At 67.3% G+C, this 23717-nt stretch carries 26 protein-coding genes; 13 read left to right on the forward strand and 13 right to left on the reverse strand.

The features are described 5' to 3' along the window. The first annotated feature begins 117 nt into the window (after positions 1-117). The 8 genes from ACO07K_RS26715 to leuD (ACO07K_RS26750) are packed head-to-tail and all read left to right on the forward strand — an operon-like array spanning position 118 to position 7177. The gene (locus tag ACO07K_RS26715; RefSeq protein ID WP_422033326.1) at positions 118-1104 is read left to right on the forward strand and encodes an ABC transporter substrate-binding protein; all 987 of its coding nucleotides are present in this window, start codon (positions 118-120) and stop codon (positions 1102-1104) included. Beyond that, positions 1101-1952, forward strand: a complete 852-nt coding sequence (locus ACO07K_RS26720; RefSeq protein ID WP_422033328.1) for an ABC transporter ATP-binding protein — start codon at positions 1101-1103, stop codon at positions 1950-1952. The genes ACO07K_RS26715 and ACO07K_RS26720 overlap by 4 nt, the downstream gene beginning before the upstream one ends. Next, positions 1949-2698, forward strand: coding sequence for an ABC transporter permease (locus ACO07K_RS26725; protein ID WP_422033330.1), 750 nt, complete (start codon positions 1949-1951; stop codon positions 2696-2698). The genes ACO07K_RS26720 and ACO07K_RS26725 overlap by 4 nt, the downstream gene beginning before the upstream one ends. Beyond that, complete coding sequence (locus tag ACO07K_RS26730; protein ID WP_422033332.1) at positions 2695-3465, forward strand: ABC transporter permease; 771 nt, start codon at positions 2695-2697, stop codon at positions 3463-3465. Before ACO07K_RS26725 ends, ACO07K_RS26730 begins: the two co-directional genes overlap by 4 nt. After that, on the forward strand, positions 3462-4247 hold the full coding sequence (locus ACO07K_RS26735; RefSeq protein WP_422033334.1) for a GntR family transcriptional regulator: 786 nt from the start codon (positions 3462-3464) through the stop codon (positions 4245-4247). Before ACO07K_RS26730 ends, ACO07K_RS26735 begins: the two co-directional genes overlap by 4 nt. An 11-nt stretch (positions 4248-4258) precedes the next feature. Then, positions 4259-5128, forward strand: coding sequence for an isocitrate lyase/PEP mutase family protein (locus tag ACO07K_RS26740; protein WP_422033336.1), 870 nt, complete (start codon positions 4259-4261; stop codon positions 5126-5128). A gap of 32 nt (positions 5129-5160) precedes the next feature. Next, the gene (gene leuC / locus ACO07K_RS26745; protein ID WP_422033338.1) at positions 5161-6561 is read left to right on the forward strand and encodes a 3-isopropylmalate dehydratase large subunit; all 1401 of its coding nucleotides are present in this window, start codon (positions 5161-5163) and stop codon (positions 6559-6561) included. Positions 6562-6574: 13 nt separating this feature from the next. Beyond that, entirely contained in the window at positions 6575-7177 is a 603-nt protein-coding gene (gene leuD / locus ACO07K_RS26750; RefSeq protein WP_422033340.1) for a 3-isopropylmalate dehydratase small subunit, read from the forward strand. Here leuD (ACO07K_RS26750) and ACO07K_RS26755 read toward each other — a convergent pair whose 3' ends face one another. The 8 genes from ACO07K_RS26755 to ACO07K_RS26790 all read right to left on the reverse strand — a co-directional run bounded on the left by ACO07K_RS26755 (position 7178) and on the right by ACO07K_RS26790 (position 14170). Further along, complete coding sequence (locus ACO07K_RS26755) at positions 7178-8002, reverse strand: hypothetical protein (RefSeq protein WP_422033342.1); 825 nt, start codon at positions 8000-8002, stop codon at positions 7178-7180. Between the two features lie 24 nt (positions 8003-8026). Then, on the reverse strand, positions 8027-8668 hold the full coding sequence (gene hisH, locus ACO07K_RS26760) for an imidazole glycerol phosphate synthase subunit HisH (RefSeq protein WP_422033344.1): 642 nt from the start codon (positions 8666-8668) through the stop codon (positions 8027-8029). Positions 8669-8690: 22 nt separating this feature from the next. Then, positions 8691-9320: an imidazoleglycerol-phosphate dehydratase HisB gene (gene hisB, locus ACO07K_RS26765; RefSeq protein WP_422033346.1), complete on the reverse strand. Its 630-nt coding sequence runs from the start codon at positions 9318-9320 to the stop codon at positions 8691-8693. Positions 9321-9328: 8 nt separating this feature from the next. Beyond that, positions 9329-10249 carry a DMT family transporter gene (locus ACO07K_RS26770; RefSeq protein ID WP_422033348.1) on the reverse strand — a complete coding sequence of 307 codons (921 nt, stop codon included), beginning with the start codon at positions 10247-10249 and terminating at the stop codon, positions 9329-9331. A 145-nt stretch (positions 10250-10394) separates the two neighbouring features. Further along, positions 10395-11666 (reverse strand): acyl-CoA dehydrogenase family protein, encoded by a 1272-nt coding sequence (locus ACO07K_RS26775; RefSeq protein WP_422033350.1) that lies wholly within the window; start codon positions 11664-11666, stop codon positions 10395-10397. A 30-nt stretch (positions 11667-11696) separates the two neighbouring features. After that, positions 11697-12950 (reverse strand): sensor histidine kinase, encoded by a 1254-nt coding sequence (locus tag ACO07K_RS26780; protein ID WP_422033352.1) that lies wholly within the window; start codon positions 12948-12950, stop codon positions 11697-11699. A gap of 3 nt (positions 12951-12953) precedes the next feature. Continuing rightward, entirely contained in the window at positions 12954-13646 is a 693-nt protein-coding gene (locus tag ACO07K_RS26785; RefSeq protein ID WP_422033354.1) for a response regulator, read from the reverse strand. 56 nt (positions 13647-13702) lie between these two features. Continuing rightward, the gene (locus ACO07K_RS26790; protein ID WP_422033356.1) at positions 13703-14170 is read right to left on the reverse strand and encodes a Spy/CpxP family protein refolding chaperone; all 468 of its coding nucleotides are present in this window, start codon (positions 14168-14170) and stop codon (positions 13703-13705) included. A 103-nt stretch (positions 14171-14273) separates the two neighbouring features. Between ACO07K_RS26790 and ACO07K_RS26795 the strand changes: the two genes are divergently transcribed. Continuing rightward, positions 14274-14822, forward strand: coding sequence for a GNAT family N-acetyltransferase (locus ACO07K_RS26795; RefSeq protein ID WP_422033358.1), 549 nt, complete (start codon positions 14274-14276; stop codon positions 14820-14822). On the opposite strand, the gene hisN is transcribed toward ACO07K_RS26795, so the two are convergent. Both hisN and ACO07K_RS26805 read right to left on the reverse strand, forming a co-directional pair. Further along, on the reverse strand, positions 14789-15559 hold the full coding sequence (hisN, locus tag ACO07K_RS26800; protein ID WP_422033360.1) for a histidinol-phosphatase: 771 nt from the start codon (positions 15557-15559) through the stop codon (positions 14789-14791). The two genes, ACO07K_RS26795 and hisN, sit on opposite strands and share 34 nt — an antisense overlap. Next, positions 15560-16090 carry a c-type cytochrome gene (locus tag ACO07K_RS26805; RefSeq protein ID WP_422033362.1) on the reverse strand — a complete coding sequence of 177 codons (531 nt, stop codon included), beginning with the start codon at positions 16088-16090 and terminating at the stop codon, positions 15560-15562. Between the two features lie 173 nt (positions 16091-16263). Here ACO07K_RS26805 and ACO07K_RS26810 point away from each other — a divergent pair, with 173 nt between their 5' ends. Genes ACO07K_RS26810 through ACO07K_RS26820 form a run of 3 tightly spaced genes read left to right on the forward strand, consistent with a single transcriptional unit; the run spans position 16264 to position 18775 of the window. Then, positions 16264-17184 (forward strand): prephenate dehydratase, encoded by a 921-nt coding sequence (locus tag ACO07K_RS26810; protein WP_422033364.1) that lies wholly within the window; start codon positions 16264-16266, stop codon positions 17182-17184. An 8-nt stretch (positions 17185-17192) separates the two neighbouring features. Then, the gene (rpe, locus tag ACO07K_RS26815; protein ID WP_422033366.1) at positions 17193-17855 is read left to right on the forward strand and encodes a ribulose-phosphate 3-epimerase; all 663 of its coding nucleotides are present in this window, start codon (positions 17193-17195) and stop codon (positions 17853-17855) included. Next, entirely contained in the window at positions 17852-18775 is a 924-nt protein-coding gene (locus ACO07K_RS26820; protein ID WP_422033368.1) for a glutathione S-transferase family protein, read from the forward strand. Before rpe ends, ACO07K_RS26820 begins: the two co-directional genes overlap by 4 nt. Before the next feature lie 299 nt (positions 18776-19074). Here ACO07K_RS26820 and ACO07K_RS26825 read toward each other — a convergent pair whose 3' ends face one another. Beyond that, the gene (locus ACO07K_RS26825; RefSeq protein ID WP_422033370.1) at positions 19075-19968 is read right to left on the reverse strand and encodes a sugar phosphate isomerase/epimerase family protein; all 894 of its coding nucleotides are present in this window, start codon (positions 19966-19968) and stop codon (positions 19075-19077) included. A 63-nt stretch (positions 19969-20031) separates the two neighbouring features. Between ACO07K_RS26825 and ACO07K_RS26830 the strand changes: the two genes are divergently transcribed. Then, positions 20032-21705, forward strand: a complete 1674-nt coding sequence (locus ACO07K_RS26830; protein WP_422033372.1) for a helicase HerA-like domain-containing protein — start codon at positions 20032-20034, stop codon at positions 21703-21705. A gap of 25 nt (positions 21706-21730) precedes the next feature. Here the strand turns inward: ACO07K_RS26830 and leuB are convergent, their stop codons facing one another. Both leuB and leuD (ACO07K_RS26840) read right to left on the reverse strand, forming a co-directional pair. Further along, complete coding sequence (gene leuB, locus ACO07K_RS26835) at positions 21731-22849, reverse strand: 3-isopropylmalate dehydrogenase (protein ID WP_422033374.1); 1119 nt, start codon at positions 22847-22849, stop codon at positions 21731-21733. A 192-nt stretch (positions 22850-23041) separates the two neighbouring features. Continuing rightward, a complete protein-coding gene (gene leuD, locus ACO07K_RS26840) occupies positions 23042-23656 on the reverse strand; it encodes a 3-isopropylmalate dehydratase small subunit (RefSeq protein WP_422033376.1) in 615 nt (204 codons plus the stop codon). Positions 23657-23717 lie beyond the last annotated feature (61 nt).

Here is a 23717-nt window from a genome sequence, read left to right on the forward strand (position 1 = left end):
CAGCGAATGGCGCGGCAGCGGCTGGATTGACTCGCTTCGGCACGAATGTCCTAATGTCATAACAATAGAAGAGCTGGTGTCATGAGGCGCCGGCCGAAACATTCCTGGGAGGGAACGATGAGGGCTTTCAAGGCCGCCATCCGTGCGTTCGCGTTCGCAGCTCTCGGCACGCTGTCCGTTGCGACGGCGCGCGCCGACGACATCGTCGTGACCCATTACGGCTCGCTGCTCTACGGCGTGCCCTACGCCATCGCGATGGAGAAGGGCTACTTCAAGGAAGCCGGCGTCGACGTCACCGGCATCCTGACATCGAAGGGCGGCGGCACCAGCGTCCGCAACATGATGGCGGGCGACACGCTGTTCGCCGAGGTGGCCCTGCCGGCGGCGCTGGCGGCCATCAAGGAAGGCTTCAACATCAAGATCATCAGCGGCGGCACCAATGGCCGCAGCGCCTTCTGGGTGACCCGTGCGGGCGAGGCGATCGACAAGCCGGCCGACCTCAAGGGCAAGCGTTTCGTCTATTCGCGGCCGAAATCGGTCAGCGAGGCGATCACGCTCTCCGCGCTGAAGTCCTGGGACATCACCGCCGCGGACGTGAAGATGGTCGCCATCGGCGATTTCGGTGCAGGCTTGACGGCGCTGGAGCACAACAAGGTCGACGTCGCCATCATTCCCGAGCCGATCTACTCCCAGAAGGAGAAGGCCGGCATGAAGTACAAGACGCTGGGCTGGATCGACGAGAAGCTGCCGGCCTATGCCCAGACGGTCGGCATCGCGACCGACGAGGCGATCGCCAAGCACGGGCCCAAGTTGAAGGCCGTGATCGAGGCGCGTCGCAAAGGCGTCGAGTTTCTTCACGCCAATCCCAAGGAGGCCGCGCAGATCGTCGCGAAGGCCTACAACCTGCCGCTCGACGTCGTGACCAACGCCATCGCCAACGTCACGAAGATGAATCCGACCTGGTGGGGCAAGGGCGAACTCGCGATGCCGTTGATGCAGTCGATGGCCGATGCGCTCGGATCGGTCGGCGCGCTGCAGCTGCCGGTCGACTGGAAGGCGGCGACGGACCCGCAGTTCGCCCCCGCCGCGGCGAAGACCCAATGATCGCGGGGGCGCCGCGCCTGGCGGCTGTCGGGGACGAGGCCGCCTACAAGATCCATGCGCGTCTCGAGGGCGTGACGCGCGTCTACCCGCCGCGCGCGGGCCATGGTGAAGTCCACGCGCTGGGCCCGATTTCGTTCGATCTCAGGGCCGGCGAGTTCTTCAGCGTCGTGGGACCGTCCGGCTGCGGAAAGTCAACCCTGCTCGACGTTCTCTCCGGGCTTGCCGTTCCCTCGGCCGGCACGGTCGAGTTCGAGGGCAGGCCGGTCCGTGGCGAAGTGCCGGACGGAGTCGGGGTGGTGTTCCAGGAGGATGCGAGCTTTCCCTGGCTCACCGTCGAGGACAATGTCGCTTTCGGGCTGCGCCGTGCCGGCGTCGATGCGGCCGAAAGCAAACGGCGCGTCGACTTTGCGGTCGGCTTCATGGGTCTGCGCGATTTCCGGCGGGCCTATCCCAGCCAGCTGTCCGGCGGCATGCGCCAGCGCGTCTGCATCGCGCGCACGCTGGTCATGCAGCCGCGGCTGATCCTGCTCGACGAGCCGTTCGGTGCGCTCGATCAGCAGACGCGTCTGCTGATGGGTGACGAGCTGTTGCGGTTGTGGCGTGAGACCTCGGCCACGGTGCTGCTGATCACCCACGCGCTCGACGAAGCCAATCTCCTGTCGGACCGCATCGGCGTGATGTCGGCCCGGCCCGGCCGCTTCCTCGACATCGTCGAGACCGGCTGGCCGCGCGACCGCGATTCGCGCCTCGCCGAGCGGGCCGATTTCGGCGCGGTGACCTCGCGCCTGTGGTCCTATCTGCGCGGTGAATCGCTGCGCGCCCTGGGGCAGGGGACGGCGGCGCGATGAGCAAGGCCGGCTGGATCCGCACCTTGCTGCTGGTGGGAGCCGTTGGCGCCCTGGAACTGGCCTGCCGGACCGGTGCGATCGCACCGACCATGGTGACCGCTCCGTCGAAGATGGTGACGACGCTGGTCGAAACGCTGCGGTCGGACGAGATCGGCATGCACTTGCAGCACACGCTGTCGGCCGTGGCGATCGCCATGAGCATCGCCATCGTCGGCGGCTTCGTGATCGGCTTCATCCTCAACTGGGTGCCGTTCCTGCGTCGGGCCTTCAGCCCCTTCCTCGCGGCCTACTACGCCATCCCGCACTTCGCCTTCTACCCGCTGCTGATCGTCATCTTCGGCCTGGGGCCGGTGCCGCTGATCGTGCTGGCGACCCTGTTCGCCATGGTCGCGATGATCCTCGCCACGATGGCGGGCCTCGACCGCGTGCCCCGCGTTCTGCTGAAGACGGCGCGCATCCATCGCCTGTCCCTGATCGAGGAGATCTGGCGGGTGCGCCTGCCGGCGGCGGCGCCGCACATCCTGTCCGGCCTCAAGCTTGCCGTCGCCTATTCCTTCATCGGCGTGATCGCCGGCGAGTTCATCCTGTCGACCAGCGGCATCGGCCACGAGATCGCCTTCGCCTACGACAATTTCGACAATCCGCGCATGTACGCGCTGATCCTGTTCGTGCTGGGCATCGTGACCTTGTTCAACATGGCCGTGTTCGCCTGGGAGCGTCGCATGTTGCGCCGGCGCGGGGCATGAGCCGCGGCCTGCTCTCGTTGCGCGCCTGGCGCGACCCCATCCTCGTCGCGATCTCGCTGGTCGCGCTCTGGCAGGTCCTGCACGAGATCGCGGGCGATTCGGCCGTGACGGCCCCGGCGCCCACCCTCGCCCATCTCTGGGAGATGATCGGGCAGGCGCGCTTCCTGCCGCATCTGCGGGAGACGGGCCTCGCCTTCCTGCAGGCGCTGGCCATCGCCTGCGGCGGCGGTGTGCTGATCGGCGTGGTGCTGGGCGGACACAAGCTCACCGGCGAGGTCGCCGAGCCGATCCTCGTCGCCCTCTACTCGGTGCCGAAGATCACGCTCTATCCGGTGATCCTGCTGCTGTTCGGGCTCGGCATGCCGGCCAAGGTGGCGTTCGGCGCCCTGCACGGGATCATTCCCGTCGTGCTCTTCACCATGAACGCGGTGCGCAACGTCAACCGCACCTACCTGCGGGCGGGCCGCGCGATGCGGCTCACGCCGGCACAGACCGGCTGGTACGTGCTCGTCCCCGCCACTTTGCCCGAGATCTTCTCGGGCCTGCGCATCGGCTTCTCGCTCACCCTGCTCGGCACGATGCTGGGCGAACTCTTCGCCTCGCAGCGCGGGCTCGGGTTCCTGCTGATGACGGCGATCGACCTCCACGACGTGAAGACGATCCTGTCGATCGCGGTGCTGATCTCCATCTTCGCCATTGCGTCCAATGCTGCGCTTCTGGCGATCGACAAGCACCTGCATCGCGGAGAGGCGTCCGAGAAGTCATGAACAGGATCGCCGTTGCCCGCGAAATGGGCTCGCCGCTGCATCACCAGATCTATCTGGTGCTGGCCGACGGCATTTCGACCGGGCGCTATCCCGAGGGCGAGCCGCTGCCGACCGAGGAACAGCTCACGCGCATGTTCAGCGTGTCGCGCATCACCGTGCGGCGCGCGATGGCCAGCCTGCACGATGCGGGGCTGATCGAACGCGGCGCCGGGCGGCGCACGATCGTGCGGCCGCAGATCGGCCAGCCGATGCGCATGCCGGTCTCCTCGGTGATCGAGAACATCGTGTCCTATGGCGCGGAGACCGTCGCCGAGGTCCTGGAGTTCGGCTACGTCGAGGCGCGCGGCTTCGCACGCGACCGGCTGTGGGATGCCGACCAGAATCCGGTGCAGCGCGCGGTGCGCGTCCGCTCCCAGGACGGCACGCCGGTCATGCATCTGACGAGCTACGTTCCCGCCGCGCTCGGCCGGACCTTCACCCGGGCCGACCTCAACAGCATCCCGATGTTCCAGCTCCTGGGACGGGCGGACGCCCATATCTGCGGCGCCGAGCAGCTCGTCTCGGCGGTGCTGGCCGAGCCGCTGGTGGCGTCGCGCCTCGGGGTCAAGGTCGGCGCAGCCCTCATCGACCTGCGCAGCCTGATGATCGACCAGAAGGGGCGGGCCGTCGAATATGTCGAGATGCTGGCCGTGCCGGAGCATCTGAAGCTGCGCTTCACCGTGCATCCCGAGACTCTCAAATCGCCCCAGCCCCCAACGCCCGCCGCGAAACGCAAACGCTAGAGGAACGAGCCATGTCCAACGCTGCCAATCTCCGCAAACTGCTGTCGTCCGGGAAGATGATCGTGGCGCCTGGCGCCATCGACTGCATCACCGGCCGCGCCATCGCCCAGGCGGGCTTCTCGGCCGCCTACATGACCGGTGCCGGCACCTCGGCGACGCTGGGCTATCCCGACTACGGGCTGATCACCATGAGCGAGATGGTCGGCAATGCCAGCCGGATCGCGAATTCGATCGACATCCCGCTGATCAGCGACAGCGACACCGGCTTCGGCAACGAACTGAACGTGTTCCGCACGGTGCAGGAGTTCGAGCGGGCCGGCGTCGCGGCGATCCATATCGAGGATCAGGTGTTTCCGAAGAAGTGCGGCCATCTCGACAACAAGGAGCTGGTGAGCCGCGAGGATTTCATCGCCAAGATCCGTGCCGCCTCGGCCGCCCGCAAGTCGAAGGACTTCTGCATCATCGCGCGCACCGACTCGCGCGCCGTCGCAGGCCTCGACGAGGCGATCGAGCGCGCCAATGCGGCGCTGGCCAACGGCGCGGACGTGGCCTTCGTCGAGGCGCCGCAGACCATGGCCGAGATCGAGGCGGTGCCGAAGCGGGTCAACGGCCCGTGCCTGTTGAACGTGGTGCGCGGCGGCAAGACGCCGGAGATCGATCTCGATGTCGCCGAACGCATGGGCTACGCCATCGCCATCGTCCCCGGCCTGCTGCTGGGCGGCATCATCCAGACCTGCGACCGGCTGCTGGGCGACCTGAAGCAGGGCAAGTTCCCGCCGGTCACCGGCTCGCCCGGCAGGACCTTCGCGCGCTTTGGCGCTGCGGAATGGGACGAGCGGCGCACCGCGTTCCGCGACCCGGTCAAGGCCGCTGCCGAGTAATCACGCTCGTACGACTTTCACGGAGGAAGTGCATGGCCGCCGCGCGCACGATGTTCGAGAAGATCTGGCAGCGTCACGTCGTCGTCGATCGCGACGACGGCTACACGCTGCTCTATATTGACCGTCACCTGATGCATGACGGGTCGGCCGCGGGCTTCGCCAAGCTGCGCGAGCGCAACATGAAGCTGCGTCGGCCCGATCGCGGCTTCGCGACGCCCGATCATTATGTCCGCAGCGACAGCCGTGCGATCGAGGATATCGCCGATCCGCATCATCGCAAACTGGTCGAACAGATCCGCACCAACACGGCGGAGAGCGGCGTCACGCTGTTCGATCTCGGCGACGAGCGCCAGGGCATCGCCCATGTCGTCGGTCCCGAGCAGGGCGTCACCCAGCCGGGTCTCACGCTGGTCTGCGGCGATTCCCACACCTCGACCCACGGCGCGCTGGGCGCGCTGGCCTTCGGCATCGGCTCGTCCGAGGTGGCGCACGTCATGGCCACGCAATGCCTGTGGCAGCGCAAGCCCAAGGCGATGCGCATCAGCGTCGACGGCACCTTGGGCGCGGGCATTACCGGCAAGGATGTCATCCTGGCCATCATCGCCAGGATCGGCACCGCCGGCGCGGTCGGCCATGTCATCGAATATGCCGGCAGCGCGATCCGCGGCCTGTCGATCGAAGGCCGGCTCACGGTCTGCAACATGTCGATCGAGGCCGGCGGCAAGGCCGGCATGGTGGCACCCGACGACACGACGATCGCCTATCTTCAGGGTCGTCCCTTCGCACCCAAGGCGGCCGAATGGGACAAGGCGGTCGCCTTCTGGCGCACCGTCCCGAGCGACGAGGGCGCCAGCTTCGACCGCGAGGTCAGCCTCGACGCGGCGTCGATCGCGCCAATGGTGACCTGGGGCACCAGCCCCGAAGATGCGCTGTCGATCACCGGCCGCATTCCCGAGCCCTCGACGGCGCCCGACGCCGCAAAGAAGGACAGCATGACGCGGGCGCTCGACTATATGGGCCTGGTGCCGGGCACGCCGCTCGAGCAGGTGCCGGTCGATCGCGTGTTCATCGGCTCCTGCACCAACAGCCGGATCGAGGACCTCCGCGACGCCGCCAAGGTCGCCAAGGGCCGCAAGGTCGTGATCCCGTCCTGGGTGGTCGCGGGATCCGGCCTGGTGAAGAAGCAGGCGGAGGCGGAGGGGCTGGACAAGATCTTCGTCGAGGCCGGCTTCGAATGGCGGGAGCCCGGCTGCTCGATGTGCGTCGGTATGAACGGCGACACCGGCAAGCCGCAGCAGCGCATCGCCTCGACTTCGAACCGCAACTTCATCGGCCGACAGGGACCGGGGGTGCGGACGCATCTGCTCAGCCCGGCGATGGCGGTGGCCGCCGCCGTCTCCGGCCATTTCGCCGACGTCCGCAAGCTGGCCTGAGGGAGACATCGTCATGGAAGCCTTCACCACGCTCGACGCCGTCGCGATCCCGATCGACCAGCCGAACCTCGACACCGACCAGATCATTCCGGCGCGGTTTCTCGGCAAGCCGCGCGACATGCAGATCGGCGCTCTGTTCCATGACCTGCGCTATGCACCGGACAAGACGCCGCGGCCGGACTTCGTCACCAACATGCCGGCCTTTGCCGGCGCGAGGATCGTCGTGGCCGAGCGCAACTTCGCGTGCGGCTCCTCGCGCGAGAATGCCGTCACGGTGATGGTCGACAACGGGCTGCGGGCGTTCATCGCGCCGAGCTTCGGCGACATCTTCTTCAACAACTGCTTCCAGAACGGCGCCCTGCCGATCCGCCTCGAGGCGGCACGGGTGGCCGAACTGCGGGCGCTGCTGCGTGCCTCGCCGGGTGCCCGGATCAGGATCGACCTCGCGAACCAGACCGTGGTGGGCCCCGACGGCAAGACCGACCGCTTCGAGATCGATTCCTTCCGCAAGGATTGTCTGCTGAAGGGCGCCGACGAGGTCACCCTGACCTTGAGCTACGACAGCGACATCAAGGCCTTCGAGGCGAAGCAGCGCCGGGAGCTCAGCTGGCTGTGATCACTTGGTCGGCCCGAAGCCCTGCAGTGTCCAGACGAGCGGGGCGGGGTCTATGCGAACCTCGCCGCTCTGCGGTCGGTCGATGTCGATGATCAGCACGATGGCGAGCGTCCAGACGCCGAGCAGCAGCACCGAGAGTCCCGGCTGGCGGCTGCCGACCAGGCCGAACCCGTAACCCACGGCGCCCACGGCGAAGATCGAGACGGTCAGCAGAAGCCGCAGGATGTAGGGCGGCACATGGCTGGTGAAGTTGCGCCGGTTGGTCAGCGACAGGTCGATCATGTCGTTGAGCGAGGAGAGCAGCAAGCCGGAGATCGGCGTCGGCGAGCGCTCGGCGACAGTGCGCGCCAGCTGCCAAAGTTCGTTCTGGATGCTGTTGGTCCGCTGGTTGAGCCGATCGACTTCCGCCGCATCGGAACTGCCTCGGACCACGGCGATGCGCGTCTCGGTATACTCGCGCAGCAGGCGCTGCATTGCCTCGCCCTCCGCGCCGGTCGACACCGTCGCACGCAGCCAGGCCGTTCCTATGGCATTGGCCTCGGCCAGGACGGAATCGCGGCGCTGCTGGTAGCGGTCGGAGGCCATGGAAAGCGAGACCCCCAGCAGGAAGGCCAGCAAGCCCATCATGCCCGCCGTCGCGAAATTGACCGATGATTTCTGGCCGTCGGTGGGAGGGTGACGGCGCGCGAGGAACTTGCCGAGCTGGACGCCGATTTCGAGCGAACCCATCAGCAGCAGCAGGACGTAGAGGCCGGCGAGGTGGAGGTTGCCCTTGGCGAGCCCCTGAAGGGAGTGGAACAGCGCGTCGAAAGGCCCGAGGGACATGCGTCGATGATTCCGGCTTGGCGCTCAGGGCTTCCAGCGGAGGAAGTTGGCGATCAGCCGCAATCCCGTCGCCTGGCTCTTCTCGGGATGGAACTGCGTCCCCGCAAGATTGTCGCGGCCGACGATCGCGGTGATCGGTCCGCCATAGTCGGTCAGGGCCAGCACCGTCTCGGGCTTGCTGGCCGCGAGCTGGTAGGAATGCACGAAGTAGGCGTGGGCGCGCGGTACGATGCCCTCGAGCAGGGCATGCGGCCTCAGGTCCGTCAGCTCGTTCCAGCCCATGTGCGGGATCTTGAGATGGTCCTTGCCGGGTTCTATGCGCACCACGTCTCCGGCAATCCAGTCGAGACCGGCGTGGATGCCGTACTCGACGCCGCGCGTCGCCATGAGCTGCATGCCGACGCAGATGCCGAGGAAGGGTTTGCCGCGCTCGATCACCTCGCGCTGCAGCGTGTCGACCATGCCCGGCACGCCGTAGAGGCCGGCGCGGCAGTCGGCGAAGGCGCCGACACCCGGCAGCACGATACGGTCGGCGGCGGCGACCTCGGCCGGCGACGAGGTCACCAGCACGCGCTCGTCCGTGCCCGCCTCGCGCGCCGCGCGCTCGAAGGCCTTGGCGGCGGAGCGCAGGTTGCCCGACCCGTAATCGACGATCGCAACAGTCATGGGGCGACGGTCATGTTCGAGCCTAAAGCACGCCTTTGGTGCTGGGCACGGCCGTCGTCTGGCGCGGGTCGATCTCGACCGCCACGCGCAGCGCCCGGGCGATGCCCTTGAAGCAGGTCTCGACGATGTGGTGGTTGTTCTCGCCGTAGTGGTTCCACACGTGCAGGGTCAGGCCGCCCAGCTGGGCGAAGGCCTGGAACCATTCCTTGAAGAGCTCGGTGTCCATGGTGCCCAGCTTGTCGCGGGTGAAGTTCACCTTCCAGATCAGGTACGGCCGGTTCGACACGTCGAGCGCCACCTGGGTCAGCGTCTCGTCCATCGGGATGGTGGCGCTGCCGTAGCGGCGGATGCCCTTGCGGTCGCCCAGCGCCTTCGACAGGCATTCGCCCAGCACGATGCCGGTGTCTTCCGTCGTGTGGTGATAGTCGATGTGCAGGTCGCCCTCGGCCCGCAGCGTGATGTCGATCAGGCTGTGGCGCGAGAGCTGCTCCAGCATGTGGTCGAGGAAGCCGATCCCGGTCTTGATGTCGTACTGGCCGGTGCCGTCCAGGTTGATGGCGGCGGAGATGCGGGTTTCCTTGGTCGCACGGTCCACGGACGCGCGGCGTCCGCCGCTTCCGGGCGTCGTCAGTGAGGGCTGGGTCGTGGCCATGGGGAGGTTCATACAGGAACGCGGGCGGCCCGGTCGAGCGCCACACGCGTCAGAATGACGCCGGCCAGCACGACCAGCCCGCCCAGCACGCGGGCCAGGGTCAGCGGATCGCCGAAGAAGGCGGCCGACAGGCCCACCCCGGCAACTGGAATCAGGTACATGTAGACCATGACCCGGCTGACCCCGAGCCGGTCGAGCGCTGCGGTCAGGCCGAGGAAGGCAACGCCCACCGGGAAGATGGCGGTGTAGAGCCAGAAGCCCAGCAGCCGGTCGTCGAGCCTGGCGAATTCTCCGAGCGAACCGAAAGCGAGGGATATCGGCAGCAGCACCAGCGAGCCGAACAGGGTCGTCCAGGCCATGACCGGGAGTGCGCCCAGGCGTTGATTGTAGGGCGCGCAGCGCTCGACATAGAGGGCCCAGGCGAACGCCGAGAGCATCCAGAGCAGGGTGCCGTCGAGGCTGCCGAACGACAGCGTGACGGCCGTGAGGCTGTTGTTCACCACCAGCACGACGCCTGCGAAGGCCAGCCCGATGCCGGCCCAGCCCAGCCCCGGCAGCCGCCGCCCGCCAAACCAGGCGAGGATCGCGGAGAAGGCGGTGGTGGTGGTCATGAGAATCGAGCCGACGCTCGGCGCGGTTCGCGACATCGCGAGGCCCCAACAGGCCTGGAAGAACGTGACGCCGATCAGCGACAGCAGGAACAGCGGCAGCCAGTCGCGCCGCGCCAGCCCGAGCCGCCGGTGCATCAGCCTCATCGCGGCGAACAGGAAGAGACTGGCGACCAGGTAGCGCGAGGCGCTGTTGAGCAGCGGGCTCATGACCTGCAGCACGTCCTTGGCGAAGGGATAGCTCGATCCCATCAGCATGGCCGCGCCGAACGCCATGAGGTCGCCGGTGTAGCGGCGTTCCTTGGTCCCCGCCCCCGTCATACGGGGGAGGGCCAGGGAGGGGGTAGGCAACGCGCGCGCTCGTCGAACATCTTCTGCTCTCTTAAACCGACAGACGCTTCGACTGTAGCCTTCCCCCTCCGGCCTTGCAGGCCACCTCTCCCCCTTTATGACGGGGGAGGAGCGATCAGGACTTCGCCGCCGTCGACGTCTTCTGCGCGCCCCAGAAGCCGAACAGGGCGCCGGCGACGCGGCGGATCTGGATCTCCTCCGAGCCCTCGGTGATGCGGTAGCGGCGGTGGTGGCGGTAGATGTGCTCGAACGGGGTGTGGCGCGAATAGCCGATGCCGCCATGCACCTGCATCGCGCGGTCGGCGGCGTCGCAGACCAGGCGGTTGGCGCGGTAGTTCGACATCGCGACCCATTCGCTGACGTTCATGTGATGCTCGCGGTCGAGATGCCAGGCGGTCTTGCGCACCAGCCCGCGCGTCATCTCGGCCTCGGTATGCAGCTCCGCCAGCGGGAACTGGATCGCCTGGTTGGTGGCCAGCGCCTTGCCGAACACCTTGCGGTTCTTCGCATAGGCCACCGACAGGTCGATGCAGTATTGCGCCGCGCCGAGGCTCGAGGCGGCCTGGCGGATGCGGTTCTCGTGCACGAAGGTCTGCGCCACGTCGAGGCCGCGGCCCTCCTCGCCCAGCATGGTCGAGCCCGGCACGGTGACGTTCGTCAGCGACACCTCGGCATGGTCGGACGGCATGTTGAACGTCCACCACATGTATTCGATCTTGAAGCCGGGGGTCTTCACCGGCACCAGGAAGGCCGAGATGCCGCGCGCGTCGCCGGCTTTGCCGGACGTGCGCGCGAAGACGAGATCGACCGTGGCCGTGTGCATGCCGGTGTTGAACCGCTTCATGCCGTTGATCACCCAGTCGGAGCCCTGCTTCGTCGCGGTGGTCTCCATGAAGGTGGCGTCGGAGCCGTGCAGCGGCTCGGTGAGGCCGAAGCCGATGCGCTCGGTGCCCTTGAACATGCCCTCGATATAGCGGTCCTTCTGCTCCTGCGTGCCGAAGCGATGCAGCAGCAGGGCCACCGGGAAGTTGCCGACGATCGAGCTCTCGTTCTGCAGGTCGTTGTGCAGGCCGAGACCCTTGTGGGCCAGATGCTCGCGGATGATCGCCATGGCGAGGTTGGAACCGTCCTTGCCGCCCAGCGCCTTCGGCAGGCCGAAGCGCAGGTGACCGGCTCTGTCGGCGCGCCGCTTCATTTCGGCCAGCAGCTCCTCCCACTCGTGCCGCGGCTGGCCGTCATTGTCCCAGTCGGTGCGGGCATGTTCGCGGCGGTGGTCGAAGAAGCGGATATTGTCGTTCTCGCGCTCCAGCGGCCGGATCTCGCGCTCGATGAACTCGTCGAGCTCGACCAGATAGGCCGCGATGTCCGCGGGAATGTTGAAATCCATGGGGTCGTTTCCTCCGTTTGTCGGAGGAGTTTACGCGGCCGGCAGGTCGACCCGGAAGCGGCTGCCGCCGCCCTCTGCCGCAAGGCAAACCGCGTCGCCGCCGTGGCGGCGGGCAATGTCGAGGACCAGGGCGAGGCCGAGGCCGCTGCCGCGGCCGGTTTCAGCACCGCCAGCCAGGCGGTAGAAGGGCTCGAAGATGCGTTGCCTCTCGGCCTCGGGCACGCCGGGGCCGTGGTCGATGACGTCGAGTACGGCGCGGCCGGCTTCGCGATTCACGGAAACCTCGATCGGTGTGCCGCCGCCGTAGCGTTGCGCGTTCTCGACGAGGTTGCGCACCAGGCGGCGCAGCAGGGTGCGGTCGCCGGAGACGGTGACCGGCTCGCCGTCCGCCTCGACGTCGTAATGCGAGGCTTCCTCGGCCGCCAGCGCCAGCAGGTCGACCGGCTCGCGCTGTTCCAGCTCGGGGACGGCTTCGAGCCGGCTCGCCAGCAGGATCTGCTCGATGAGTTCGTCGAGCTCGGCCACATCGCGTTTCAGCGATTCGCGCGTCCGGGGATCGGCGGAGTCGCCCAGCAGGGAGGCGGCCACCGAGATGCGCGTGAGCGGCGTGCGCAGCTCGTGGCTGGCATTGGCCAGCAGCAGCCGGTGGGCCGCCACCAGCGCCTCGATGCGCTCGGCCGAGCGGTTGAAGCTCGCGGCCAGGGCCGCCAGCTCGTCGCGCCCCTCGACCTTCACACGCGCGCCGAGATCGCCGCCGCCCAGCCGGTCGACGCCGGCCTTCAGCCGCTCCAGGCGCCGGCCGAGGCCGCGCACCACGGGGAAGGCCCCGACGGCGACGGCGATGGCCACCAGTCCGAGCGCCGCGGCGATCCAGAAGATCGGGTTGGGTCGCTCGCGCACCTGGCGCGCCACCAGCCAGCGTCCGTCCGGCAACTGCAGAACGAAGTTCGGCCCGCCCGGTCCGCGCCGCCATCCGGTGCGTGCCCGTTTGGGCTCGAAGCGCGGCGGCGGCTTGCCCGCCATCGCGATCATGTCGCCGTCGGGTTCGTAGAGCGCGATGTCGAAGCGCAGCTTGCGCTGCAGCCCCTCGATCGCGCGCTGCTGGTCGGGCCGCGGCGCCGTCGCATCCGGCAGCAGCGCGCCGGTCAGTTCGGCTGCGACGTCCAGATATTGCGGCGTGCGATTGTCGTCGTCGGCCACCCGCCACAGCAGCACCGCCGCGCCGACGAACACCGCCAGCACGATCAGAATGGTGACGTAGAACTGCAGATAGAGGCGCTGCACGGTCTAGCGATCCTGGTCCTTGGCGAAGACGTAGCCGGTGCCGCGCAGGGTGAGGATGCGGCGCGGCTTCTTGGGATCGTCCTCGATGGCGGCGCGGATGCGGCTGACATGGACGTCGACCGAGCGATCGAAGGCTTCGAGCTTCTCGCCCTTCAGCACGTCCATCAGCGCGTCGCGTGACAGGACGCGGCCGGCCCGTTCGGCCAGCGCCAGCAGCAGCGCGAACTGGTAGGAAGTGATGGGGCGCTCCTCGCCGTCGACCCGCACGACCCGTGCGCCCTTGTCGATCTCGAGCCGGCCGAATCGCAGCACGTCGGACTTCGGCGCGGCGCTGCCCTTGCGGCGCAGGATGGCGCGCAGGCGGGCCTGCAGCTCGCGCGGCTCGAAAGGCTTGGCGAGATAGTCGTCGGCGCCCAGCTCGAGGCCGACCACCCGGTCCATCGGTTCGCCGCGCGCCGTCAGCATCAGGATCGGCACGTCGCTGGTGCCGCGCAGGCGGCGGCAGAGATCGAGTCCGTCGGCGTCGGGCAGCATCAGGTCGAGGATGACCGCGTCGAAGGTCTCACGCTTCAGCTGCGCCTCGCCGTCGCGTCCGGTATTGGCCACCGTCACGCGAAAGCCCGCCCCGCCGAGATAGTCCGAAACCATCCCGGCGAGGCGGTCGTCGTCGTCGATCATCAGGATGCGCTCGGCCATTGGCTCAGTATCGGACCGGCGCGCCCCCGATGTCATCTTTCGTCAACCCTTGCCGCTCAGCCCTTCTTCGGGCCGTGCATGTGCTCACCCCAGGTCTTGAAGAAGGCCTGGCGCTGGTTGGCGTTCAGCACGTTGCCGGCGTCGGTGAGCGCCTTGGTGAAGCGCTTGGAGCTGTCGTCCGCGATCTTCATCTGTTCGACGCGGATCTGCTCGATCTTCGCCGGGTCGATGGTCGGGGCCTCGAGCGCTGCGCGCATCGCGGCACGGTTCTCGGCGCGCTGGGCGTGCAGGGGCTTCATGTCGGCAAAGGCAGCCTTGAGGATGCCGACGACCTGCTTCTTCTGGTCTTGCGTCGCGTCGGTGCCGTTCAGCGCCTTGTCGACGCGCTTCTCGATGCGCTCCTGGAACTTGGCCGGGTCGACCGACCCGCCGTCCGCCCGGGCAAAGGCCGGCATGCCGGCGGTCGCCGCGAGGCTGCCCGCGAGGAGGGCCGCCAGTGCCGTCTTGATGCTGAGGTTCGTCATGTCTGTCTCCATCTGGTTCGGGTGCTGTCCCCGTGAAGCCAAGATGGAGGGTCCCGGTTTCGCGCCCATCTCGCGCCGGTAAAGTTGTGTAAAGTGCATCGCCATGACGATCGTGACGACCGAGCGGCTCTCGCTCAGGCCCCTGCTGCCCGCCGACGCCGAAGATTATGCGGCCATGCGCTTCCATCCCGAGGTGGCCCGGTGGCTGCCGCCGGCACCGGGCAAGGCGCAGGAAGGCGATCTCGTGGCGGCAGCCCATGCCGCGATCGAGCGCTTCGCCGCATCGTGGGAGCAGCGCCGCCTCGCTCCGTGGGGCGTGTTCTGCGAGGGCAGGCTGATCGGCCATGCCGGTCTGAATTTCATCGAGCAGTTCGACGGTGTCGAGGTGCTGTGGTCGCTGCACCCCGACGCCTGGGGCCAGGGCTATGCGACCGAAGCGGCGCGCGCGGCGCTCGTCTACGGGTTCGAGACGCTGGAACTCGACTCGATCTTCGCGATCACCCTGGAGGAGAACCGCGCATCGCGCTCGGTGATGGAGCGGATCGGTCTCACCTACCGCAAGCGAGTCGACTACAAGGGCTTCACCGACATCGTCTGGTACGACGTCGACCGCGCGACCTATGCGGAGAGGATGTCCAGCGCGGCGCGGTGAACCGCGGGGTCGCCGGCAGCGACGACGGCGCCGTCGGAATGCATGTCGAGGGCGTTGCCCTTCCAGTCGGTGATGGTGCCGCCGGCTCCCGTGATGACCGGAATGAGGGCGGCATAGTCGTAGAGTTTGAGGTCGGCTTCGACGACGAGGTCGACATGGCCCGCCGCCAGGAGGCCGTAGGCGTAACAGTCGCCGCCCCAGCGGAAGAGCTTCACCTTCTCGGTGAGCGCCTGATGCGGCCGGGCGTAGCCGTCGGCAAACATGCCGGGCGCCGTCGAATACATGTAGGCGTTGGCGAGGCTCGCGCAGGCGCGCACCGAGATCGGCTTGCCGTTCAGGGTCGAGCGCTCGCCTTCGACGCCCAGCCAGCGTTCCTGCAGGATCGGCTGGTCGATGATGCCGAGTACCGGCTTGCCCTTGTGGAACAGGCCGATCAGCGTGCCGAACAGCGGCAGGCCGGTGATGAAGGCCTTGGTGCCGTCGATCGGATCGAGCACCCAGACATAATCGGCGTCGGTGCGGATCGCGCCATGCTCCTCGCCGAACACGCCATGGTCAGGGACTTCGCGGGTCAGCAAGTCGCGCATCGCCGTCTCGGCTTCGCGGTCGGCGATGGTGACGGGGCTCAGGTCGGACTTGTCGTCGACCGTGACGCCGGTGCGGAAATAGCGGGCCGCGATCGGCCGGGCGGCGTCGGCCAGCCGATGGGCCAGCGCGACGAGATCGGACGGAACCACCTAGGGCAGCGGTGCCGGCGTATCGGCCATCGTGCGCAGGTACGCGATCATGTCGGCGCGATCCTGTTCCTTGGGAAGGCCGGCGAACGCCATCTTCGTGCCGCGCACATAGGCGGTCGGCTTGAAGATCATGTGGTCGATATCCTCGTAGGTCCAGTTGCCACCCTTGGCGGTCAGCGCCGAGGAGTAGGAGAAGCCGGCATGGCTTGCCTTCGGACGGTCAACGACACCCCACAGGTTCGGACCGACCTTGTTGGCGCCGCCCTTGTCGACCGTGTGGCAGGAGAAGCACTGCTTCTGGAAGAGGGCCTTGCCGGCATCGACGTTGGCGCCGGCGAGCTTCGGGCCGATCGGCGGAATCTCGATGCCCGCCGGTGCGGCGGCCGTCTGCGTCGGCGCCTCGTCAGAGACGGCAAGGGCCGGCTTGTCGAGCTTGTGCGGATGCACGACGGCATTGGAGACCTTGCCGACCACCATCGCGAAGAGGGCGGAAGCCAAAACGCAGCCTGCGATCGTGTTGAAACTGGCCATGTCAAATCCCGAAGCGGCGAATTCTACGGACGCTGCTGTAGCATGCCCGCACGGCCGCCAGTAGTATTCCATCGCGTCAGGCGGATCGCGCGGCGGAACGTCGCAAGTGCCGGATATTACGAGGTTTTTCGCCTATCGGTGGGCGTCAAAAAGTGAGGCGGGGAGTGCGGCAGATGGCCAAGGGACGGGCGGAACGGCGGGGCGCAAGGCAGGGGGCCAGCGCCGCTGCCAGCAACATCATCGCCTTCCAGGGCGAGCCCGGCGCCAATTCCGACATGGCCTGCCGGGCGGCCTTTCCGTACATGACGACCCTGCCGTGTCCGACCTTCGACGCCGCGATGGGCGCCGTCCAGGCCGGCAAGGCGGAGCTGGCCATCATCCCGGTCGAAAATTCGATCGCCGGCCGCGTCGCGGACCTGCACAGCCTGCTGCCGCACACCAAGCTGAAGATCGTGGCCGAGCACTTCCAGCGGGTCGAGCACTGCCTGGTGGCCCTGCCGGGGGCTTCGCTGAAGTCCATCCGGACGGTCAAGAGCCATGTCCAGGCGCTGGCCCAGTGCCGCAACTTCCTGAAGAAGAACAAGCTGCAGCCGGTGGTGCATGCCGATACCGCCGGCGCGGCGCGGGAGATCGCCGAGATCGGCGATGCCAGCGTCGGCGCCATCGCCTCCTCGCTCGCCGCCCGCATCTACGATCTCAAGGTCCTGGCCAAGAACATCGAGGATGCCGACCACAACACGACGCGCATGCTGGTCTTCTCGCGTGAGGAGGCCCATCCCGACTGGCGCACCGTGCAGTGCATGACCGCCTTCCTGTTCCGGGTGAAGAGCCGGCCGGCGGCGCTCTACAAGGCGCTGGGCGGGTTCGCGACCAACGGGGTCAACATGGTGAAGCTGGAAAGCTACCTGTCCGGCGCCCGCTTCGAACAGGCGCTGTTCTATGCCGAGGTCGAGGGCCATCCCGAGCAGCGCAACGTGCTGCTGGCGCTCGAAGAGCTGGGCTTCTTCTCCGACGAATTGAAGATGCTGGGCTCCTTCCCGGCCAACCCCTTCCGGCGCAAGGGCTGGGAAGCCCCGACCCGTCCCGGCACCTGAGGGCTTCCATGGCGCAACAGCCCGTCCGCATCGCCCCCTCCATCCTGTCGGCGGATTTCGCCGCGCTCGGCCGCGAGGTCGAGGCGATCACCGAAGCCGGTGCCGACTGGATCCATGTCGACGTGATGGACGGGCATTTCGTGCCCAACCTCACGATCGGCCCGATGGTGGTGAAGGCGCTGCGCAAGCACAGCAAGCAGCCCTTCGACGTCCACCTCATGATCTCGCCGGTCGATCCGCTGGTGCCCGCCTATGTCGAGGCCGGCGCCGACGTGATTTCCTTCCATCCCGAGGCCGGTCCTCACGTCCATCGCACGATCCAGCTCATCAAGAGTCTCGGCCGCAAGGCCGGCGTCGTGCTCAATCCGGCGACGCCGCTCAGCGCCATCGAACACGTGCTGGGCGATCTCGATCTCGTGCTGGTGATGAGCGTCAATCCGGGATTTGGCGGACAGGCCTTCATCGAGAGCCAGCTCGCCAAGATCGCCGCCCTGCGCAAGGCCATCGACGCCCTGGGCAAGCCCATCGACCTCGAGGTCGATGGCGGCGTCAATGTCGAGACGGCGAAGCGCTGCATCCAGGCCGGTGCGGACGTGCTGGTCGCCGGCACCGCCGTTTTCTCCGGCGGGCCCGACCGCTACGCCGCCAACATCGCGGCGCTGCGCTCATGAGCGACATGATCCTGCACCACTATCCGAATTCGCCCTTCTCGGAAAAGGTGCGCATCGCCTTCGGCCTCAAGGAGGCGGCGTGGAAGTCGGTCGTGATCCCCAACATGCTGCCCAAGCCCGACCTGATGCCGCTGACCGGCGGCTATCGCAAGACGCCTGTGATGCAGGTCGGCGCCGACATCTACTGCGACACGCAGTTGATCATGCTGGAGATCGAGAAGCGCGCGCCGACACCGCCGCTGCTGCCCAAGGGCAGGGAAGGCGAGGCGCGGGCGCTCGCCATGTGGATCGACCGCAACATCTTCTGGGCGGCCGTCGGCGTCGTCATGGGCGCGCTGGGCGACAAGCTGCCGGAGGCCTTCCTCAAGGATCGCAGCGCTTTCTCGGGCCGTTCCTTCGACGCGGCCGCGCTCAAGGCCGCCGCGCCGATGGCGCTGCAGCAGACCTACGCCCAGCTCGTCATCGCCGAGCAGATGCTCGCCGATGGCCGGCCCTATCTGCTGGGTGACGCGCCGTGCCTCGCCGATTGCGCCCTCTACAATCCCGTCTGGTTCATCAAGGAGCGGTTGGGCGGCGGAAAGCCGGTGCCGCCGTTCGACCGCCTGCCGCTCCTGACGGCCTGGTCCGAGCGCCTGAAGGCGGTCGGCAGCGGAAGCCCGACGGAGATCGCCGCTGCCGATGCGATCGCGATCGCGCAAGCCGCGACCCCCGAGGCGACGACCATCGATAGCAACGATCCCAGCGGCCTGAAGGCCGGCCAGACGATCAGCGTCACGCCCGACGATACCGGCAAGGTGCCGGTGAGCGGCGTGCTGGTTGGACTTACGAGCGACCGCGTCTCGATCAGGCGCCACGACGAGCAGGTCGGCGAGGTGGTGGTTCACTTCCCCCGCGCCGGCTTCGTCATCACGCCGGCTTGAATTCAAGATTTTGAATCGACCGTAACCAACACCTCATCCTGAGAGGCTGGCCGGAAATGAATGCAGCTCAAACAAGGGTTTATGAACAGCCCCAATAACCTCACCCTGAGGAACATCGCGCAGCGATGTGTCTCGAAGGGTGGGAACGCGCACCTTGCCTGTTGCCCATCCTTCGAGACGCGCCGCTTCGCGGCGCTCCTCAGGGAGGTAAGTGCTTGAATCGATTCAATCCATTTCCGGCCAGACTCTGAGGAGCCCGCCAAAGGCGTGCGTCTCGAAGGGAGGGGTCGGTGTTGACGCTAAACGACCTCGACGCCGATCTCCGACGCGATGCGGCGGAGGGCGGCGACGGAGCGTGCCGTCGCATTGCGTCCATCCTGCGGGCAGTGCGTCTCGATGCTGGCGTGAATCTGTTTGACCGGATTGGGGGCTTTGCTCACCCCGGTCAGCAGCCGCGTGAGTTCCTGGGCCCACGGAACGTCGCCGTCGCCCAGGGGCACGGTGCGCTTGGCCGCCAGGTCGCGATCCTTGAGATGGATGAGGTCGACCAGCGGCGCCAGTACGGCGATCTCGGCGTCGGTCGGCGGCGCGCCCATGGCCCAGGCATTGCCGATGTCGACCAGCGGCCGCAACTGGCCGGACAATGGATTGGACTCCAGGGCTTCCTGCAGTTCGGTGAAGAAATCGGCGAGTTCGGCAAGTGAGCCGATGTTGCAGGCCGGCTCGTTCTCGATTTCGACGGTCACGGAATAGGTGAGGCTGAGATCGGCCAGGCGCTCGAACCGCCCGATCAGATCGGCCGGCTTGTAGCCGCGATAGCGCAGATGGCTGAACACGCGAATCCGTTCGGCGCCCAGCACCGTGGCCATGTCGAAGGCATGCACCAACGGGTCGTCGGCGGGGCAGTCGGTCGGATCGAAGGCGAAGTCGACCTTGCCGTCGGCGCTTTGCTTGCCGGGTGCCGGCCACTTGAGGAGCGGCGAGACGAAGGTCGGCACGCTGAGCCCTGCGGCCTCGATCTTGCGGGCGATGCGGCCGCCTTCCTCGAGCGACATGCCGAGCAGGTTCCGGCCATCGACCGTGCGCATGTCGAGGCGCCGCACGTCGTGCTCGCCGCAGAACGAGATCATTTCGTCGAGGGAGGGGCCGATTTCGTCGCCGATCACGGCGAGCGCGAGACGAGGAAGGGACATGGGTCTAACCTACTATGGACGGACCTGTTTGGCTAAAGTCGGGGCGAGCGCAAGGGAGACGGCATGAGCGACGACGCGGCGATCTTCGTGGGGGCCAGTACTGCCGATCAGTACCTCCTGCTGAAATACGCCAATCGCCACGGCCTGATCGCCGGCGCGACCGGCACTGGCAAGACCGTGACCCTGCAGACCATCGCGGAGGGCTTCTCGGCCTACGGCGTGCCGGTGTTCATGGCCGACGTGAAGGGCGACCTCTCGGGGGTAAGCCAGGCCGGCGGCGACAACCCGCGCGCGCTCGAGCGTGCGCGGCAGCTCGGCATCGACGGCTATGGCGGTCGCGCCTTCCCGACGATCTTCTGGGACCTGTTCGGCGAGAAGGGCCATCCGATCCGCACGACGGTGAGCGAGGTGGGGCCGGTGCTGATGGCCCGCCTGCTGCAGCTCAACGAGACGCAGGAGGGCGTGCTCAACATCGTCTTCCGGATCGCCGACCAGCAGGGCCTGCTGCTGCTCGACTTCAAGGACCTGCAGGCGTTGCTGCAATGGGTCGCCGAGAATGCCGCCACGCTGACGACGGAGTTCGGCAATGTCAGCAAGGCGTCGGTGGGTACAATCCAGCGCCAGCTGCTGACGCTCAGCCAGCAGGGCGGCGAGGGGTTCTTCGGCGAACCGGCCCTCGTGCTCACCGACATGATCCGCTGCGATCCATCGGGCTACGGCGCCATCAACATCCTGGCGGCCGACCGGCTGATGCAGAGCCCGCGCCTCTACGCGACCTTCCTGCTGTGGCTGCTGTCGGAGCTGTTCGAATCGCTGCCCGAGGTGGGCGATCTCGACAAGCCGAAGTTCGTCTTCTTCTTCGACGAGGCGCATCTCCTGTTCGACGACGCGCCCAAGGCGCTGTTGTCGCGGATCGAGCAGGTCGTGCGGCTGATCCGCTCCAAGGGCGTCGGCGTCTACTTCATCACCCAGAACCCTCTGGACCTGCCGGAGACCGTGCTGGGGCAACTGGGCAACCGGGTGCAGCACGCGTTGCGCGCCTTCACGCCGCGCGACCAGAAGGCGGTGAAAGTGGCGGCCGAGACCTTCCGGCCCAACAAGGCGTTCGATGCCGCGCAGGCCATCACCGAGCTGGGGGTCGGCGAGGCGCTGCTGTCGTTCCTCGACGCCAAGGGCGTGCCGTTTCCGGTCGAACGCTGCTTCGTCGCCCCGCCGCAGGGCCGCATCGGACCGGCCACGCCCGAGGAGCGCGCGGCGGTCATGGCGGCGAGCCCGCTGGCTGGCAGATACGACACGGCGGTCGATCGCCAGTCGGCCTATGAAGTTCTCACCGGTCGCGTGGCCGGGACGGCCAATCCTGAAGCGGCTCCGCCGCGCCGCCGTGGGCAGTACGGTTCGGTGCCGCCAACCGTTCCCGCGACGACCGGCCCCTGGGGGCCCCGCCCGGCAGAGCCGGCGCCGGCCGATGCCGAACGGCCGATCCCGCCGGCACCCCGGCCGGAGCCGCGTCTGAAGAAGGCACAGCCGCCCACAGCGGAGCCGAAGAAGACTCCGGCCGGACGTCAGCGCGATTCCGTGGGCATCACGGTCGCCAAGGCGGCGGGGCGCAGCATGGCGACCATCGCCGCCCGTGAGGCGGCGAAGGCCGTGTTCGGCAAGGGCCGGGCCGCATCGATCGGCGCCAGCGTCGGTGGCGCCGTCTTGCGCGGCGTGTTGGGCTCGATCCTGAGAGGCTGATCCGCCGGGTGCGGCGGTCGCCCGGTCAGCTCAGGCGGTCGAGTTCCTTGACGATGGCGTCGCCCATTTCCTGGGTGCCCACCTTCTTCACGCCGTCGGTGTTGCCCACCAGAAGATCGCCGGTGCGGTAACCCGCCTTCAGCACGTTCTCGACGGCGAGCTCGACCATGTCGGCATCCTTGCCGAGGTCGAACGAGTAGCGAAGCATCATCGCGTAGCTGAGCGTCTGGGCGATCGGATTGGCCAGGCCCTTGCCCGCGATGTCGGGCGCGCTGCCGTGGATCGGCTCGTACAGCGCCTTGCGGCGGCCGGTGGCGTCGGGCGCGCCGAGCGAGGCCGACGGCAGCAGACCGAGCGATCCGGTCAGCATCGAGGCTTCGTCCGAGAGGATGTCGCCGAACAGATTGTCGGTGACGATCACGTCGAATTCCTTGGGCGCGCGCAGCAGCTGCATGGCGAGCGCGTCGGCATACATGTGATCGAGCTTCACGTCGGAGTACTTCTCCTTGTGCAGCTTGGTCGCCTCCTCGCGCCACAGCACGCCGGTGTGCATCACGTTGGCCTTCTCCGAGGAGAGGACCTTGTTCTTGCGCTTGCGCGCCAGCTCGAAGGCGACGGCGCAGACGCGGCGGATCTCGGGGGCGGTGTAGCGCTGCGTGTCGAAGGCCTCGACCTCGCCGGCGGCGTTGACGTGGCGGCCGCGCGGCTCGCCGAAGTAAACACCGCTGGTCAGCTCGCGGATGATCATGATGTCGAGACCCTTGACGATCTCGGGCTTGAGCGAGGAGGCGTCGACCAGCGCGTCGAACACCTTGGCCGGGCGCAGGTTGGCGAAGAGGTCCATCTCCTTGCGCAGGCGCAGCAGGCCGCGCTCGGGCTTCTTGCTGAAGTCGGCGGTGTCCCACTTCGGGCCGCCGACCGAGCCGAACAGCACGGCATCGGCTTCCAGCGCGGTCTTCATGGCGTCGTCGCTGAGCGGCACGCCGTGCTTGTCGAGGGCGGCGCCGCCCACGAGGTCTTCCTTGATGTCGAAGCCGATCGCGCGCTTCTTGCCCATCCAGGCAATGATCTTGCGGACTTCGTTCATCACCTCGGGGCCGATGCCGTCGCCGGGCAGCACGAGCAGATTGCGATTGGACGCCATGATGGTCAGGTCTTCCGTTGGGTTTGGAATTCGGATCGGTTTGGACGGTCTTCGGTCCGCTGGAATGACCTCATCCTGAGGAGCGCCGTTCTCGGCGCGTCTCGAAGGATGGGCAACAGGCGCGGTGTCGGTTGCCCATCCTTCGAGACGCTCGCTGCGCTCGCTCCTCAGGATGAGGTCGGGGTTTGTTCCTCAGGCGGCGCTGTGCAGCCAGGGCTGCGACTCGCTCTGGCGGCGCTCGAAGTCGTCGATGTCCGACTTCTTCTCCATGGTGAGGCCGATATCGTCGAGGCCTTCCATCAGGCACTTCTTGCGGAAGGGATCGATGTCGAAGTGGACGGTGCCGCCGTCCGGACCCTTGATCTCCTGCTTCTCGAGGTCGATCTCGATGATGGCGTTCGAGCCGCGGCTCGCATCGTCCATCAGCTTGTCGACGATCTCCTTCGGCACCTTGATCGGCAGGATGCCGTTCTTGAAGCAGTTGTTGTAGAAGATGTCGGCGAAATCCTCGGAGATGATGCAGCGGATGCCGAAGTCGAGCAGCGCCCAGGGCGCATGCTCGCGGCTCGAGCCGCAGCCGAAGTTGGGACCCGCCACGATGATCTTGGCGTTCTGGTAGGCCGGCTGGTCGAGGACGAAGTCCTTCTTCTGGCCGTCCGCCGTCCAGCGCATCTCGTAGAACAGGCCTTCCTTCAGGCCCGTGCGCTTGATGGTCTTGAGGAACTGCTTCGGAATGATCATGTCGGTGTCGACATTGACCATGGGCAGCGGCGCAGCGACGCCGCTCAGCGTCGTGAATTTCTCCATGAGACCTCCCGGAAAGGCCGGAATAAACGGGCTTTCCGGGCCGCGGTCAAGCCACCCGATT

Source organism: Reyranella sp. (assembly GCF_965228225.1).
GTDB lineage: Bacteria > Pseudomonadota > Alphaproteobacteria > Reyranellales > Reyranellaceae > Reyranella.

Excerpts from the sequence above, each read along its gene's own strand:
- leuD (WP_422033340.1), top strand. The coding sequence starts at position 6,575 with ATGGAAGCCTTCACCACGCTCGACGCCGTCGCGATCCCGATCGACCAG.
- ACO07K_RS26755 (WP_422033342.1), bottom strand. The coding sequence starts at position 8,002 with ATGTCCCTCGGGCCTTTCGACGCGCTGTTCCACTCCCTTCAGGGGCTC.
- hisH (WP_422033344.1), bottom strand. The coding sequence starts at position 8,668 with ATGACTGTTGCGATCGTCGATTACGGGTCGGGCAACCTGCGCTCCGCC.
- ACO07K_RS26820 (WP_422033368.1), top strand. The coding sequence starts at position 17,852 with ATGAGCGACATGATCCTGCACCACTATCCGAATTCGCCCTTCTCGGAA.
- leuC (WP_422033338.1), top strand. The coding sequence starts at position 5,161 with ATGGCCGCCGCGCGCACGATGTTCGAGAAGATCTGGCAGCGTCACGTC.
- ACO07K_RS26775 (WP_422033350.1), bottom strand. The coding sequence starts at position 11,666 with ATGGATTTCAACATTCCCGCGGACATCGCGGCCTATCTGGTCGAGCTC.
- ACO07K_RS26805 (WP_422033362.1), bottom strand. The coding sequence starts at position 16,090 with ATGGCCAGTTTCAACACGATCGCAGGCTGCGTTTTGGCTTCCGCCCTC.
- leuD (WP_422033376.1), bottom strand. The coding sequence starts at position 23,656 with ATGGAGAAATTCACGACGCTGAGCGGCGTCGCTGCGCCGCTGCCCATG.
- ACO07K_RS26740 (WP_422033336.1), top strand. The coding sequence starts at position 4,259 with ATGTCCAACGCTGCCAATCTCCGCAAACTGCTGTCGTCCGGGAAGATG.
- rpe (WP_422033366.1), top strand. The coding sequence starts at position 17,193 with ATGGCGCAACAGCCCGTCCGCATCGCCCCCTCCATCCTGTCGGCGGAT.
- ACO07K_RS26790 (WP_422033356.1), bottom strand. The coding sequence starts at position 14,170 with ATGACGAACCTCAGCATCAAGACGGCACTGGCGGCCCTCCTCGCGGGC.
- ACO07K_RS26725 (WP_422033330.1), top strand. The coding sequence starts at position 1,949 with ATGAGCAAGGCCGGCTGGATCCGCACCTTGCTGCTGGTGGGAGCCGTT.
- ACO07K_RS26720 (WP_422033328.1), top strand. The coding sequence starts at position 1,101 with ATGATCGCGGGGGCGCCGCGCCTGGCGGCTGTCGGGGACGAGGCCGCC.
- ACO07K_RS26715 (WP_422033326.1), top strand. The coding sequence starts at position 118 with ATGAGGGCTTTCAAGGCCGCCATCCGTGCGTTCGCGTTCGCAGCTCTC.
- ACO07K_RS26825 (WP_422033370.1), bottom strand. The coding sequence starts at position 19,968 with ATGTCCCTTCCTCGTCTCGCGCTCGCCGTGATCGGCGACGAAATCGGC.
- ACO07K_RS26730 (WP_422033332.1), top strand. The coding sequence starts at position 2,695 with ATGAGCCGCGGCCTGCTCTCGTTGCGCGCCTGGCGCGACCCCATCCTC.
- leuB (WP_422033374.1), bottom strand. The coding sequence starts at position 22,849 with ATGGCGTCCAATCGCAATCTGCTCGTGCTGCCCGGCGACGGCATCGGC.
- hisB (WP_422033346.1), bottom strand. The coding sequence starts at position 9,320 with ATGGCCACGACCCAGCCCTCACTGACGACGCCCGGAAGCGGCGGACGC.
- ACO07K_RS26830 (WP_422033372.1), top strand. The coding sequence starts at position 20,032 with ATGAGCGACGACGCGGCGATCTTCGTGGGGGCCAGTACTGCCGATCAG.
- ACO07K_RS26735 (WP_422033334.1), top strand. The coding sequence starts at position 3,462 with ATGAACAGGATCGCCGTTGCCCGCGAAATGGGCTCGCCGCTGCATCAC.
- ACO07K_RS26785 (WP_422033354.1), bottom strand. The coding sequence starts at position 13,646 with ATGGCCGAGCGCATCCTGATGATCGACGACGACGACCGCCTCGCCGGG.
- ACO07K_RS26770 (WP_422033348.1), bottom strand. The coding sequence starts at position 10,249 with ATGACGGGGGCGGGGACCAAGGAACGCCGCTACACCGGCGACCTCATG.
- ACO07K_RS26795 (WP_422033358.1), top strand. The coding sequence starts at position 14,274 with ATGACGATCGTGACGACCGAGCGGCTCTCGCTCAGGCCCCTGCTGCCC.
- ACO07K_RS26810 (WP_422033364.1), top strand. The coding sequence starts at position 16,264 with ATGGCCAAGGGACGGGCGGAACGGCGGGGCGCAAGGCAGGGGGCCAGC.